This is a genomic window from Actinomadura sp. NPDC048955 (assembly GCF_040649435.1).
GTDB classification, from domain to species: Bacteria; Actinomycetota; Actinomycetes; order Streptosporangiales; family Streptosporangiaceae; genus Spirillospora; species Spirillospora luteofluorescens.
The window spans coordinates 77524-90882 of the sequence record NZ_JBEZJI010000036.1; the positions used below are offsets into that span (position 1 = coordinate 77524).

At 73.0% G+C, this 13359-nt stretch carries 11 protein-coding genes; 4 read left to right on the forward strand and 7 right to left on the reverse strand.

Annotation, left to right across the window (positions count from 1 at the left end):
• Positions 1-172 precede the first annotated feature (172 nt).
• Positions 173-2026 (forward strand): translational GTPase TypA, encoded by a 1854-nt coding sequence (typA, locus tag AB0C84_RS29175; RefSeq protein WP_258941170.1) that lies wholly within the window; start codon positions 173-175, stop codon positions 2024-2026.
• 72 nt (positions 2027-2098) lie between these two features.
• On the opposite strand, the gene AB0C84_RS29180 is transcribed toward typA, so the two are convergent.
• Positions 2099-2491, reverse strand: a complete 393-nt coding sequence (locus AB0C84_RS29180) for an FHA domain-containing protein (protein ID WP_179832769.1) — start codon at positions 2489-2491, stop codon at positions 2099-2101.
• 51 nt (positions 2492-2542) lie between these two features.
• Between AB0C84_RS29180 and AB0C84_RS29185 the strand changes: the two genes are divergently transcribed.
• The gene (locus tag AB0C84_RS29185; protein ID WP_361072657.1) at positions 2543-3469 is read left to right on the forward strand and encodes a hypothetical protein; all 927 of its coding nucleotides are present in this window, start codon (positions 2543-2545) and stop codon (positions 3467-3469) included.
• Here AB0C84_RS29185 and AB0C84_RS29190 read toward each other — a convergent pair.
• The 6 genes from AB0C84_RS29190 to AB0C84_RS29215 form a co-directional block, all read right to left on the reverse strand.
• On the reverse strand, positions 3373-4146 hold the full coding sequence (locus AB0C84_RS29190; RefSeq protein ID WP_361072660.1) for a 4Fe-4S single cluster domain-containing protein: 774 nt from the start codon (positions 4144-4146) through the stop codon (positions 3373-3375). The two genes, AB0C84_RS29185 and AB0C84_RS29190, sit on opposite strands and share 97 nt — an antisense overlap.
• Positions 4143-6056, reverse strand: a complete 1914-nt coding sequence (locus AB0C84_RS29195) for an AAA family ATPase (RefSeq protein ID WP_361072663.1) — start codon at positions 6054-6056, stop codon at positions 4143-4145. The genes AB0C84_RS29190 and AB0C84_RS29195 overlap by 4 nt, the downstream gene beginning before the upstream one ends.
• A gap of 38 nt (positions 6057-6094) precedes the next feature.
• Positions 6095-7219 (reverse strand): response regulator receiver protein, encoded by a 1125-nt coding sequence (locus tag AB0C84_RS29200; RefSeq protein ID WP_361072665.1) that lies wholly within the window; start codon positions 7217-7219, stop codon positions 6095-6097.
• The gene (locus AB0C84_RS29205; RefSeq protein ID WP_361072668.1) at positions 7216-9414 is read right to left on the reverse strand and encodes a serine/threonine-protein kinase; all 2199 of its coding nucleotides are present in this window, start codon (positions 9412-9414) and stop codon (positions 7216-7218) included. Before AB0C84_RS29205 ends, AB0C84_RS29200 begins: the two co-directional genes overlap by 4 nt.
• A gap of 146 nt (positions 9415-9560) precedes the next feature.
• On the reverse strand, positions 9561-10076 hold the full coding sequence (locus AB0C84_RS29210) for a DUF4282 domain-containing protein (protein WP_361072670.1): 516 nt from the start codon (positions 10074-10076) through the stop codon (positions 9561-9563).
• Between the two features lie 193 nt (positions 10077-10269).
• Positions 10270-11421: a hypothetical protein gene (locus tag AB0C84_RS29215; protein ID WP_361072673.1), complete on the reverse strand. Its 1152-nt coding sequence runs from the start codon at positions 11419-11421 to the stop codon at positions 10270-10272.
• Between the two features lie 284 nt (positions 11422-11705).
• Between AB0C84_RS29215 and AB0C84_RS29220 the strand changes: the two genes are divergently transcribed.
• A complete protein-coding gene (locus AB0C84_RS29220; protein ID WP_361072676.1) occupies positions 11706-12713 on the forward strand; it encodes a hypothetical protein in 1008 nt (335 codons plus the stop codon).
• A 40-nt stretch (positions 12714-12753) separates the two neighbouring features.
• Positions 12754-13263, forward strand: coding sequence for a hypothetical protein (locus tag AB0C84_RS29225; protein ID WP_361072679.1), 510 nt, complete (start codon positions 12754-12756; stop codon positions 13261-13263).
• Positions 13264-13359 lie beyond the last annotated feature (96 nt).

The following is a 13359-nucleotide window of genomic DNA, read 5'->3' on the forward strand; positions in this document are numbered from 1 at the left end:
TCCGGACGACCGGATCTCGGGCAGATTACAAAGGATGCGCAAAGTTGGCCAATCGAGGCCCCTGCGACCGGTGGGACGAACGGCTCGGAGTGGGTGGTACGCACGGCCAAGTAGAATGGGTCCGGCCGCACGTCTGCGGCGACTCCCGAACTCTCACGCAAGGCGAACCCGCATGCCCATCTCCACGCGCGACGACCTCCGTAACGTCGCGATCGTCGCCCATGTCGACCATGGCAAGACGACGCTGGTCGACGCCATGCTCTGGCAGTCCGGCGCCTTCCGCGAGAACCAGGACGTCGACGACCGGGTGCTCGACTCCAACGACCTGGAGCGCGAGAAGGGGATCACCATCCTCGCGAAGAACACCGCGGTCCTGCACAACGGGCTGACCATCAACATCATCGACACCCCGGGGCACGCCGACTTCGGCGGCGAGGTCGAGCGCGGCCTGTCCATGGTGGACGGCGTCGTGCTCCTGGTGGACGCCAGCGAGGGCCCGCTCCCGCAGACCCGGTTCGTGCTGCGCAAGGCGCTCGCCGCGCGGCTGCCGGTGATCCTGGTCGTGAACAAGACCGACCGTCCCGACGCGCGCATCGACGAGGTCGTGGACGAGACCTACGAGCTGTTCATGGACCTCGACGCCGACGAGGACCAGATCGACTTCCCGATCGTGTTCGCGTCGGGGCGTGCCGGGCGGGCCTCGCTCGACAAGCCGGCCGACGGCGCCATGCCGGGCAGCGACGACCTGGAGCCGCTGTTCAAGGTCATCACCGAGACGATCCCCGCGCCGTCCTACGACCCCGACGCCCCGCTCCAGGCGCACGTGACGAACCTGGACGCCTCCAGCTACCTCGGCCGGATCGCGCTGTGCCGGGTGCACGCCGGCACGATCAAGAAGGGCCAGCAGGTCGCCTGGTGCCGGCACGACGGCAGCGTCGACCGGGTGAAGATCACCGAGCTGATGATGACGGAGGCGCTCACCCGCAAGCCCGCGGACGAGGCCGGGCCCGGCGACATCATCGCCATCGCCGGCATCCCCGACATCATGATCGGCGACACCATCGCCGACCCCGACGACCCGCGCCCGCTGCCGCTGATCACGGTGGACGAGCCCGCGATCTCCATGACGATCGGCACCAACACCGGGCCGATGGCGGGCCGCGAGAAGGGCACCAAGGTCACCGCCCGGATGGTCAAGGACCGGCTCGACCGCGAACTCGTCGGCAACGTGTCGATCCGGGTGCTGCCGACCGAGCGTCCCGACGCCTGGGAGGTGCAGGGCCGCGGCGAGCTGGCCCTGGCGATCCTGGTCGAGAACATGCGCCGCGAGGGCTACGAGCTGACGGTCGGCAAGCCGCAGGTCGTCACGCGCGACATCGACGGCAAGAAGCACGAGCCGGTCGAGCGGCTCACCGTCGACATTCCCGAGGAGTACCTCGGCGCCGTCACGCAGCTGATGGCGGTCCGCAAGGGCCGCATGGAGCACATGACGAACCACGGCACCGGCTGGATCCGGATGGAGTTCCTCGTCCCGGCCCGCGGCCTGATCGGCTTCCGTACCGAGTTCATGACGGAGACGCGCGGCACCGGCATGGCGCACCACGTCTTCGAGGACTACGAGCCCTGGTTCGGCGAGCTGCGCACCCGCCCGTCCGGCTCGCTCGTCGCCGACCGGTCCGGCGCCGCCACGGCCTTCGCGATCACCAACCTCCAGGAGCGCGGGACGTTCTTCGTCGGCCCGACCACCGAGGTGTACGAGGGCATGATCGTCGGCGAGAACTCCCGTTCCGACGACATGGACGTCAACATCACCAAGGAGAAGAAGCTCACGAACATGCGGTCGTCCACCGGCGACGAGCTGGAGCGGCTCACCCCGCCCCGCCGCCTGTCGCTGGAGGAGGCCCTGGAGTTCTGCCGCGAGGACGAGTGCGTCGAGGTCACCCCGACCGCCGTGCGCATCCGCAAGGTCGTCCTGGACGCCAAGGAGCGCGAGCGCACGCGGGCCCGCACCAAGCGCGCCGGCTGAGCACCGAAGCGACGAAGGGGGCGGCCCCGCGGTTCTGAGAACCGCGGGGCCGCCCCCTTCGCTATGTGCCGCTCAGCTCAGCTGGACGGTGCCCGTGACGTCGGCGGCCAGGCGGAGCTGGTCGCCGTCGCGGAGCGGGGCGTCCACGCCGCGGGGGAGCCGCTCGCCGTTGACGAACGTCCCGTTGGTGGAGCCCTCGTCGCGCACCCACGCCGTTCCGGACGGGTCGAGCCACACCGTCGAGTGGCGCCGCGACACGTTGTCGTACTGCGTGAACGTGGTCGCGACCGGCGACTGGCCCGCGTCACGGCCGAGCACGAGGTGCTGGCCGACCGAGACCTTGAGCTCGCCCGTGGGGAACTGGACGCGCAGGACGGGCGTGCCCTTCTGCGGCAGCGGGCGCAGGCACGAGTCGCACTGCGCGGCGCCCGGGTTGGAGAGCACCGCCTCGCAGTACGGGCACATGAACGCCGTGCTGTCGGGCGTGGGCGGCCGCTGCTGGCCCTGGTTGTGCTCGTGCGGCAGCAGCGTCGCCTCGCGGCCGTGCGGCGGCAGCGGCGGCTGTCCCCCGTGCTGCGGCTGACCGTGCGGCTGCCCGTGCTGCGGCTGCCCGTACTGGGGCTGGCCGTGCTGGGGCTGGCCGTGCTGGGGCTGGCCGTACTGCTGGTCGGCCGGGCCGGGCTGCGGGGCGCCGTACTGGTCCTGTGGCGCGCCGTACTGGTCTTGCGGAGCGCCGTACTGCTGCTGGTACTGGTCCTGCGGCGGCTGCTGCGGCGCGCCCCACTGGTCCTGGGGCTGCTGCTGTTGCTGCGGCGCACCCCAGGGGTCCGCGGGCGGCTGCTGCTGCTGTTGCTGCCCGTACTGCTGCTGGCCCTGCTGGGGCTGCCCGTACGGGGGCTGGCCGTGCTGACCCTGCCCGTACTGGTCCTGGGGCTGCTGTTGTTGCGGCGCGCCCCACTGGTCCTGGGGCTGTTGCTGTTGCGGCGCGCCCCACTGGTCCTGGGGCTGTTGCTGTTGCGGCGCGCCCCACTGGTCCTGAGGTTGCTGCTGCTGCGGGGCACCCCACGGGTCCGCGGGCGGCTGCTGTTGCTGCTGCCCATACTGCGGCTGACCGTACTGCTGCTGGCCGTGCTGAGGCTGGCCGTGCTGCGGTTGGCCATACTGGTCCTGCGGGGCGCCGTACTGCTGGCCCCCCTGCTGCGGCCCCGGCGGCGGCGGTATCCGCTGCGGTTCGTACCCGCCCGGGCCCTGCTGCTGCGCGCCGCCACCGGCGCGCGCCAGGTTGGCTCCGCAGCTCATGCAGAGCAGATCCCCCGGCTGGAACGGTTCGTCACAGACCGGACAGTTCAAGGTCGCCATGACACATCCCCCGAGCGCACCCCGGCGCGGTCGAGCCTCGACGTGAGGTGCTCCATGTCACCTCTTCGAGGGATCCCGATGTAGTACACCCGCTTTCCCTCCGGCCCTTCGTCCACGGACACCTGTACTCGGGGCCCTCTTCCATCAGTTTCGCCGACGTTGTCCACTGCCCCGTACCGCTGGCGTCCCAGGGGGGACACCGGCACGACGCGCTGGTTGGCCGAACCCCTCCAGAGTAGGGAGCCCTCCCCGGAGTGTCGCCCCCCAGGGTTGAGCCGGTCGACGTACGGCCCCGTGACCACGGCGTCACACATGTCCACGATCTCGCGCGTCACAGAGGCGCGCGAGAGCCGAGAGTAGACATATCCGCTGTAAACCAATATGTCCAACGCAATCGTCTCACGGTCGCGGGTCTCCCGCCACGCGCGGATCCCCCGCACCAGGGCCGCCAGCGCGGCCGGTTGCTGGAACGGTTCGCCGCCCGAGATGGTCACCCCGTCGACCGGTTCGGGAAGGGACGCGAGCCATCCTAGGACCGCTTCGACGGGGATCGCCCTTCCCGGGTCGGCGTCCCACGTGTCCCGGGAGAGGCAGCCGTTGCAGTGCAGCGTGCAGCCCTGCGTCCAGATGCCCGCCCGCGTGCCGGGGCCGAGTGTGGTCACCGGGTAGTGCGCCTTGGCGAGCAGGAGCGTCTCGCCGGAGCCGTCTCCGGCCGCGTCTGCGGGCGCGTCGGCGGCCGTGGGGGGACGGCCCGCGCTCACTGGAGGTCCAGGTGCACGATGCTGCCCTCGCGCCGGATCCCCGTCACGGTGACCTTCTCGTCCGGGACGAGCTCCCGGTCGAACAGCGCCCGCGCCAGCGGGTTGACGAAGTGCGACTCCAGGGCCATGCCGATGCCGCGCCCGCCCTTGTCGAGCTCCTCCGTGCACCACTCGCGGAGCGTCTGCAGCGCCTCCCCCTTCACGGCGAGGACGAGGCGGTGCTCCTCGGTGACCCGCCGGCAGATGTTCGCGAACTGCAGGTCGAAGATCTTGTGCGCGGCCTCGCCGGAGATGAAGTCGAACACCACGATGTTGTCGCCGAACCGGTTGAGCAGCTCCGGCCGGTTCAGGACCGCGGTGAAGTGGTCGGCGACGGCGCCCTTGATGCGCTGCTCGACCTGCTCGTAGGACATCCCGGGTGTGATGTTCTGCACACGGTCGGGCGCCCCGTACGCGGCCCCGTCGCGGGCCGTGAGGTCCCGCCCCGGCACGAACATCCCGAGGTTGGAGGTGAAGATGAGGATCGACTCGGAGAAGTGCACCGTGTTGCCGCGCCCGTCGGTGAGCCGGCCGTCCTCCAGGATCTGCAGGAACTTGTCCAGGATCCGCGGGTGCGCCTTCTCGATCTCGTCGAAGAGGATCACGCGGAACGGGTCCTCGCGGACGGCGTTGGTGAGCTCGCCGCCGGCCTCGTGCCCCACGTACCCGGGCGGCGACCCGATCAGCCGGTCGCCGGAGCCCTCCCCGGAGAACTCGCTCATGTCGAAGCGCAGGTAGGCCGACTCGTCGCCGAAGACCAGCTCGGTGATCGCTTTGGCCAGCTCCGTCTTGCCGGTGCCCGTCGGGCCCGCGAAGAACAGCACCCCGCGCGGGCGGCTGCCGGACCTGGTCGCCTGCGCCCCCGACAGCCCGAGCACCGCCCGCTTGAGGATGTCCAGCGTCTTGGTGACCGCCTGCGGCTGCCCGATCACCCGTTCGGGGACGCGCTTCTCGCCGTCCAGCACCCGGCGCCGCAGGTGCCCGCGGCTCCACGGGTTGTCGAGCACGCCCAGCTTGTAGGTGCGGACCGCGTCCGGCAGGTCGGCGAGGCCGACGCCCCGCTCCTTCGCCAGCCGGGTCACCTCGATCATCGACTGGAGGGTGAGCCCGTCGGCCTGCTCGGCGAACGCGTCGCACGCCGCGGCCGCCACCTCGTCCGCCCCGACGTCGCTCACCCCGAACGCGCGGGCCAGCAGCCGCGCCGTCTCCTGCCGGTCGCCGAGATGCGGGCGCGCGATCGCGATCTCGCGGATGTTCTCGTTGTCGGCCGTCAGCCACGGCGGCAGGTCGCCCGGCCGCTCCACCAGCCAGATGACCGGGTTGTAGAGCGGCTTCGGCCGCGCCCCCGTCACCCGGACGGGACGCGCGCTGCGCGACAGCTTCGCGCAGAACCGGAAGAAGTCGCGCTCGGCCGGCTCCAGGTCGGTGGGCGTCCGGGCGATGCGCGACGCCGAGTCGATCACGAACGCGGCGCGGACGTTCTCCTGCGGCCGGGCGATCGCGGCCAGATGCCGCGTCAGCCCCTCCAGCGACGGCTTCTCGTCCGCCTTGATCTTGCCGAGCAGCGACTCCGCCGCCGACGCCGCCTCGCTCCCGGACGGCTCGTTCGGGCCGGGAACGATCTGCAGCCCGTCGACCGGGTCGTAGACGGCCATGAAGGACGCGCCGCTGGAGCGCAGCGTCTCCCACAGCAGGGCCCGCAGCGGCAGCAGCCCCGCCGGTCCGCCGTCCGACGACGGCGCGAGGAAACTGTCGTGCAGGTTGCCCGACAGGACGTACTGGGAGTGCACCGAGAGGGTCGCGTCCAGCTCCCGGATGAACGGCGGCCAACCCTGCAACCGCCCCCCGAGGGTCGGCGAATCAATGCTCATCTAGTCACTCCACTCCGTCCGAGCGCCCCCCGCGCATCTCATTTGTGACGCTCGCGGGAGCGTTCGCGTTGGCCGGCACGGCCCCTAGTCTGCCGTGCCTCCGCCGAAACGGGCAGCTCACGCACCCCGGGCTCCAGCCGCCACGCCACCTCCGAGCGGATCCCCTCGCCGGCCAGGCGGCCGCGCGCCGCCTCGAACGCCTCGCACCACTCCCGTTCCCGCTCGACGTCGACCCGGCGGTCGTCCTCGCTCTCGGCGGGCCGCTCGCGCACCATCGAGGCGCGCACGTGCGCCGCGTCGTCCACGCGCATCCGGACGCTGTGGTCGGGCCAGGCGCCCTTGGTCAGCGTCACGGTGCCGTCCTCGGCCGTCAGCGTCTCGAACCCGGCCTGGACCTCGTACCCCATGTCCTCGAACGCGGTCGTGATCGAGTCGAGGACGTACCGGCGCTCGGCCTCGGCCTGCTCGGCGGCGTCGCGCTCGGCCGCCCGCCGCCGCTCCTCGTCCCGCCGCTCCCGGGTGCGGCGGTTGGCCTCCTGGATCCGCAGCCGCACCTCGTGCAGGACGGCCTCCGCGTCGGCCGGTGTCGCGGCGCCGGCCAGCAGCCGCGCCGCCTCCGCGACGTCCCGCCGCTCCGCCTCCTCCGCGTCGGGCAGCAGCCGCGCCACGATCCGTTCGAGGTGCTCGCGCACGTCGCCGGCCCGCGGCGGCGGCGCGCCGTCCGCGACGCCGGCCGCCAGCCCCTCGGCGGGGACGCCGAAGATCTGCGTGCCGACCTGGGCGGCGAGGTGCTCGGAGAGCCGCCGCTCGGCCTCGTCCAGGACGGGGTCGGTCGCGGCGCACCAGGCGGTCAGTTCCGCGGCGGACCGCCCGGCCGGGTCGAGCCGGTCGGGCAGCGGCACCTCCGCCCCGAGCTTCGCGCGGGTCCCGGCGAGCGCGGCGATCCGCGCGTCGCGCTCCACCGCCTCGCGCAGCGCCCGCTCGTGCGTCCGGACCTCGGCGAGCGCCGCCGCCCGCGCCTCGGCGCGCCCGGCGGCGAGCTCGGCCAGCGCCTCCGCGCCGCGTCCGGCCAGGCCCGCTCCGTGCCCGAGCAGGCGGGTCATGCCGAGGCTCAGCACCACCGCCGCGTCCAGCGCGATGTCCGCGTCGATCCCGCTGCTCATGGGGTCCCTCCGATCGTCCGTTCCTGGCGCCAGCGGTGCAGCCGCACCCCGGCCGCGACGGCGTGCGCGACGGGGACGGCGATGAGGACGAGGACCCACAGCAGGCTCGCGATGGAGGTCACCGCCGCGAGCAGGAGGAGGAAGAGCAGCAGCGGCACCGTCGCGGCGGCGAGCACGCACCCGCAGCCGCGCCGCCCGGTCCGCTGCGCGGCGCCCGTCATCGTCTGGGACGCCGTCGACAGCCCGCGGCCGCCCGCTCCGAGGATGCCCGAGAGCATCGCCCACGGGCCGTGGGGGAGGTAGTCGCTCCCCTGCGCACGGGCGACGAAGACTTCGCTGCCGCAGTGCGCCGCCCAGGCGAGCACGGCCATGACGGCCAGAAAGCCGAAGGAGAGGCCCGAAGAGGAACTGTGCAGGCCGACCGATGCCGTGCCGTCGTCCTTGCCGCCGCCGAACAGCGACCCGATGACCCAGCTGCCCAGGAGCCAGAACAACAGCAGCGGCGACGTCAGCGCGACGGCCTTCGCCATGGCCGTGCCGCGCCCGGCGAGCCGCAGCCGTTCGCGGTCGGCCCGGTGCGTGCGCAGCGCCTCGTCGCGTTGCTCGGCGGCGTGCCGCTCGCGCGTCCGCGACTCGCTCTCCGCCACCGCCTCGGGCGCCGCCCGCGCCACGGCGAGCAGCCGCAGCGGATCGTCGCCGGCCCCGTCCACCATCCAGGCGAACCACGGGACCTGTTCGGAGACGGGCGCCTGCGCCCGCGCCGCGCCCTCGGCGATCAGCCGGTGGGTCTCGTCCGGACGCGCCGCCAGCGCGAGCAGGGCGAGCAGCACGGCGGGCGGCTCCTCCGCGCCGGCGTCGGGCAGCCGGCCGGCCAGACCCGGCGGCGCGGCGCCCTGCTCGCGCAGCCACCGCGCCAGGTCGTTCCACGCCGACACGTGCGCGCGCCACTGCTCGTCGACTCCGGCCAGTTCCTCGCCCCCGGCGAACCCGGCGAGGACGGGCAGCAGGCGGTGCTCCCACAGCGCCCGCCCGATGAGGCAGGCGACGCGGTGGTCGGCGTGGCGCCGGTCGGCGGCCAGGCCCGCCAGCCCGGGCAGGTCGGCGGCGGTGATCCGGCGGCCGAGGTAGTGCGGGGGGATCGCCGGATCCAGCCACCGCACGAGGTGCAGGAGCTTGACGTCGGGCGGCAGCGTCGTCATGAGATGGGCGTCGACGAGCGCGATGCGGCTGTCGTCGGGGATCTCCGCGAGCCATTCCCGCAGGCTCCGCCACGCCTCGCCAGTCTCGCCCCGCCCGAAGAAGTACTGGGCGGCGTGGTCCCAGTCCTGGACGAGCGCGCGCGCCAGTTCGCCCCTGCCGGTGTAGCGCCGTCCCGCGAACGGGAGCCCGGAGCCCGCCGGGACGCTCTCCTCGGCGACCCGCGGCGACCCGCCGTCCGACCATTCCCGGACCTGCTCGCCCGTCCACCGTTCGCGCGGGTCGCGGGTCAGCAGCCCCTGGCACAGCAGCCGCAGCCGCGGGTCGGGGACGTCGTCCGCGCTGACCGGCCGCGTCGCGAGATGGTCGACCACGACGGTCTCGCTCAGCCCCTGGAACGGCGCCCGGCCCGTCGCCAGCTCCCGGACGATCATGCCGAGCGACCACCAGTCGCGCGCGGGCGACACCTGGCCGGACAGCGACTCCGGCGCCGCGTAGGCCAGCGTCCGCGACGACGAGGCGAACACCACGCTCTGGTCGAGGACCCGGCTCAGCCCGAAGTCGGCGATCACGAGCCGGAGCGGCTCCCTGGCCTCTACCAGGACGTTCTCGGGCTTGAGGTCCCGGTGGACGATGCCGGCCCGGTGCAGCGCGCGCAGGCCGTCGGCGAGCTGCGCGGCGACCCCGCCGACCGCCTCCGCGGAGAGCGGCCCCTCGTCCATCAGGGTCCGCAGGTTGCCGTCCGGCGCGTAGGCGGCGATCTCGTAGTCGCGGCCGTCGGCGTGCCCGGTCTCCAGGATGCGCAGGACGTTCGGCGCGTCCAGCGCGGGCAGCTTCGCCCACACCTCCCGGTCGGCGCGGTACCCGCGGCGGAAGATCTTCACCACGAACTCGGCGCCGTCGCCATCGCGCACCAGCAGCAGGTCGGACTCGGCGCCCTGCACGGGCAGTTCGGCGACCGCCGTGTACCGCTCGCCGAGCACGGCCGGAAGCCGCATCAGCGGATCCCCGGGACCGTGCCCCTCCCGCCGGGTCGACGACGCCGGGCGGGGCCCGGGCACCCCCGCGTCCCGCCGCGTCGTCCCGGCATCCCGCCGGGTGTCCCGCGGCGGAGTGCCATCGAACTCGCCCACAGCAGTCCCGTCTAGCCCTTGTCCTTGATGGCCCGAAGATACTCGCTGATCTTGAACTGGTTGACGACGAACTCCATGGCGATCCGGGTCGCGAACACTCCGGAGAGCCACGCGAACGGGGACCCGAGGAGCAGCATGAGGCCGAGCGCCGCGCTGTCGTCGAGCCACGCGATCCCGTACACCGCCATCAGCAGCGAGAACAGGGTGATCGGGATCAGCGCGAGCACGTAGAGGATCTTCACCACCCGTGTGGTGATCATGGTGTCGAAGTTGAGGTCGAACAGCGCCCCGACCAGATTCCTCTCACCCGGCGGGCCGGGCGGAGGCGCCCACCCCTGCGGCGGGTCCTGAAACCCCGAGGCCGGGCCGGGCGGGCGCGGACCGGGGACGGGACCCGGGCCGGGGCCGGGGCCGGGGCCGGAGGGGAAGGGACCGGCAGGTCCGCCGGGCGGTGGACCGTAGGGCCCGCCCGGCCCGCCGGGCGGCTGCGGACGCGGAGGATGGCCAGGATCCGGTGGGTTCGTCATCACCGTCGTCTCCAGTGTGGGGACCGCTACACGGAGACTCTAGAGCCTGCCCCGGCCCCTCGCCGGAACCCGCCGCGCGACGATCCCGTATCGCGCGGGGGCCCGTGCGGACGTTCGGGCCGGTGGTGCCAGGATCCTGGCACCACCGGCCCGCGCGAACGGTGCGAGGCGCGGTGCCGGACCGCGCCGGGGGTCAGGCGGCCGGAGCGCCGCTGGCCGGCTGCGCGGACCGCACCTCGGCCTGGTTGGGCTTGGCGGCCAGGCCCGGGAGGTCGGTGGTCGCGGCGCGCAGGCGGGCGATGCCCTCGGCCCCGAGGTCGCCCAGCATGATGTCGTAGGCCAGGTCGCGCACCGTGTCGACGCCGACGGCCGAGTGGAGCATGGCGCCGATGGTCTCGGTGAGCACCCGCTCGTAGGACTCGAACTGCACCGCCTCGGCCACCGCCGGGTTCCACTCCAGCTGGTCGCCCGCCGTCACGTGCAGTTGCAGGCCGCCGGTCACCGGGTCGACCTGGTCCAGGTCGATCTCGGCGGCGACGCGGCCGCGGGCCGCAGGCGTCCCGTCCTCGGCGAACAGCAGCGCCGGGACCGTGAAGGTCACCTGCTCGGCGGGCTTGCGGGGACGGACGGCGTTGCCCCGCGGCACCGCCGGGACGTCGACGTGCTCCAGCTGCGACAGCATCCGGAACGTCGCCAGGCCGAGGATGCTGTTGATGGCCAGCGCGGTCGCCCGGGTCACCGTCTCCATCTCGCCGGGCTTGCGGGTGAGGTAGCCGCTGAACCCGTAGGCGATGATGCGGTCCCGGACGGGGGAGCGGAGGAAGATCCGCAGCCGGACCCCCGCGACGGGGAGCTCGAACTCGGTGTCGGCGTCGCTGACGTCGGTCCGGTCGAAGCCGCCCTCCGACCTGGTCAGCTTCCCGGCCAGGGTCAGCGCCCCCTCGCCGCCGTTGCGGGCGAGGGTCAGGACGTAGAGGTCGCCGTCCAGTTCGGTGATGACCTCGTCGCCGAGGACGACCGACAGGGCCCGCGCCGTCTCGTTCAGGCCGTGCAGGGTCCTGCGGGGCATGCGCAGCCGCAGCTGGTTCTGCGTCGTCACCCGCCCGCCGACGGTGCTCTCGACGTGCTCGACCTCCCGCTCGGCCTGCTTGCCGGTGTAGTTGCGCAGGCTGAACGCCAGGACCTCATTGTCCGTCCGCACCCCGCAGGTCGCCTTCAGCGCCTTCTTGGCGCTGAGGGGATACGGGGTGTCCTGCCGGACGTATTTGGTCGCGTCCACGAACACGGGGACGTCGTCGTCGAAGAGGCGCCGAACGTAGAATTCTTCCTTGGTTTGCGTTGGCACTGTGCACCCTTCTCCGTGTCCTGCCACCGGCCGCGCGGGCGGCCGGCGGTAACGTCGGCACCCGGCCGGTACCGGCCAGGTGCGGCACCGGTCGCCCCGGCCGGTGTCCACTCTTCAGTCATAACCGTTTCGGGCCAGGTCGGATCGGCAAGTACCAGAGGACGGACGGGGCCCGCCGACGAACAGGTTGACAAATAAAGCATGCGGCTCGCCGTGTCGCGTGGACGGTCATGCGTGACACTCGGGGCCGCGCCCCTGCGAAGCACACTACAAAGGAGACCCAGATGCACCAGTTGACCGATTACGTGCTGGCCGTTCGCACCACCGGTTCACCGCCGGCGATCGAAGGGGTCAAGTCGGTCGACCTGGTTCCGGGCGACGACCAGGACGTGATCGCCGCGACCATCGCCGGCCTGCGGGCGAGCGGCCTGACCGCGGCCGACTTCCGGTCGCGCGTGATCTACCTCGCGCCCGAGGACCCGAACTGCCTCGTGCCGTACGCGGCCCTGTGCGGCTTCGCCGGCCGCCGCGTCGACGCCTACGCCGGCGGCACCGTCCTGGAGTTCTCGCGGCTCGACCCGCAGGGGGAGGCCTTCCCCGACGCGGGCCGGCCTCCGGGATACCTGGAGTGGGGCCAGGTCGGCGGCGAGGACGGCGGAGCCCTCCCCACCGTCCACGTCGGCTCCGGCGCCCAGCAGCTGGTCACGCCGGAGGCCGCCACCGTGATCCGGTACGCGGCGCGGCTGCGCATGGTCCCGCCGCCCTCGGCCCGGGACGCGCTGGCCACGTTCGTGCTCGTCGCGGCGCTGCGGCGGAGGGCCGACGACCGGTTCCCCTACCTGTCCACCGGGAACGAGCCCGCGCCCGTCACCAAGGACGACCCGACCCAGGGCATCGACCTGGAGAAGCTGCGGCGCGAGGCGGCCAAGTACCGCCAGGAGCTGCGGGCCGGGCGCCGCGGCGCCGACATGGTGCCGCCCGTCCCCGTGTCGCCGCACAACAAGCGGATCGCCGAGGCCAAGTCGGTGGACGTCCGGACGGTGCTGACGCGCCTCGGCTCCTCCTCCGACGACGGGAACCTGTGGCACTGCCCGCGTCCGAGCAGGCACAGCAACGGCGACCAGAACCCCTCGATGAAGGTGTACGGCGACAACCGGACAAGGTGCCACCGCTGCGATGCCGAGAAGGTCGGCCCGATCCGCCTGGTCATCGACGTCCTCGGGGTCACCCCGGACGAGGCCGCCAGTTTCATCCTGGACTCCGACCGCGTCGTGGACATGCGTCCAGCCTGAGCCGTCCCTGGCGGCCGGGACCGCCGGGCAGGGGGAACCGATGGCCGATTCGCAGGGCCGCGTGGACGTGGTGCTGCTGACCGTGGATGGAGAGCAGGTGGGCCACGTTCACCGCAGTGTCCTCGATCGGGTCGCCGAGATCGCGGGCAGGCTGGGCTGCCGCGACGCCGTCGCGCTGGCCCGCCCGCCGGTCACCTTCGACGGCTCCCGCGTCCCCCGGCTGCGGCGCGACCTGGAGCAGGTCATCGCCTACGCCGAGGCGGCGCGGCAGACCGGCTGGGTTTTAGGGGATCTGGCCGTCGCACCCGGTGAACAGGCGGTGCCGGTGATGGACACCGCGCAGGGCAAGATCTGGGCCCACCCCGTCCGCGGCTTCGAGCTGCACGGGGAGGCCGGGGTCTGCCGGATCACCGAACTGGCCGAGATTCCGGGGACCCCGCAGCGCACCCCGCTGGCCCGTCTCATCGCGCCGCTGGCCGACGCCGCGGCGTGTGCGAAGGTGCTGGAGATAGGCGACGGCAAGCACGAGCGCGCCGTGCGCCTGGGCTGAAAGGCGAGGGGGCGCCGCCCGCCGTGGACGCCGGCAACCCGGTCGATCTCGTAGTTGTCGGTCCCCCCGAGCCAGTAGTTCCAGATCCGCGCCGAC

What these genes read in the sequence shown, in the direction of transcription:
- AB0C84_RS29195 (WP_361072663.1), bottom strand. Translation starts at nt 6,056, where the DNA reads ATGAGCATTGATTCGCCGACCCTCGGGGGGCGGTTGCAGGGTTGGCCG.
- AB0C84_RS29180 (WP_179832769.1), bottom strand. Translation starts at nt 2,491, where the DNA reads ATGTGCCCGTACTGCGAGGCGGTGCTCTCCAACCCGGGCGCCGCGCAG.
- AB0C84_RS29210 (WP_361072670.1), bottom strand. Translation starts at nt 10,076, where the DNA reads ATGACGAACCCACCGGATCCTGGCCATCCTCCGCGTCCGCAGCCGCCC.
- typA (WP_258941170.1), top strand. Translation starts at nt 173, where the DNA reads ATGCCCATCTCCACGCGCGACGACCTCCGTAACGTCGCGATCGTCGCC.
- AB0C84_RS29220 (WP_361072676.1), top strand. Translation starts at nt 11,706, where the DNA reads ATGCACCAGTTGACCGATTACGTGCTGGCCGTTCGCACCACCGGTTCA.
- AB0C84_RS29225 (WP_361072679.1), top strand. Translation starts at nt 12,754, where the DNA reads ATGGCCGATTCGCAGGGCCGCGTGGACGTGGTGCTGCTGACCGTGGAT.
- AB0C84_RS29200 (WP_361072665.1), bottom strand. Translation starts at nt 7,219, where the DNA reads ATGAGCAGCGGGATCGACGCGGACATCGCGCTGGACGCGGCGGTGGTG.
- AB0C84_RS29205 (WP_361072668.1), bottom strand. Translation starts at nt 9,414, where the DNA reads ATGCGGCTTCCGGCCGTGCTCGGCGAGCGGTACACGGCGGTCGCCGAA.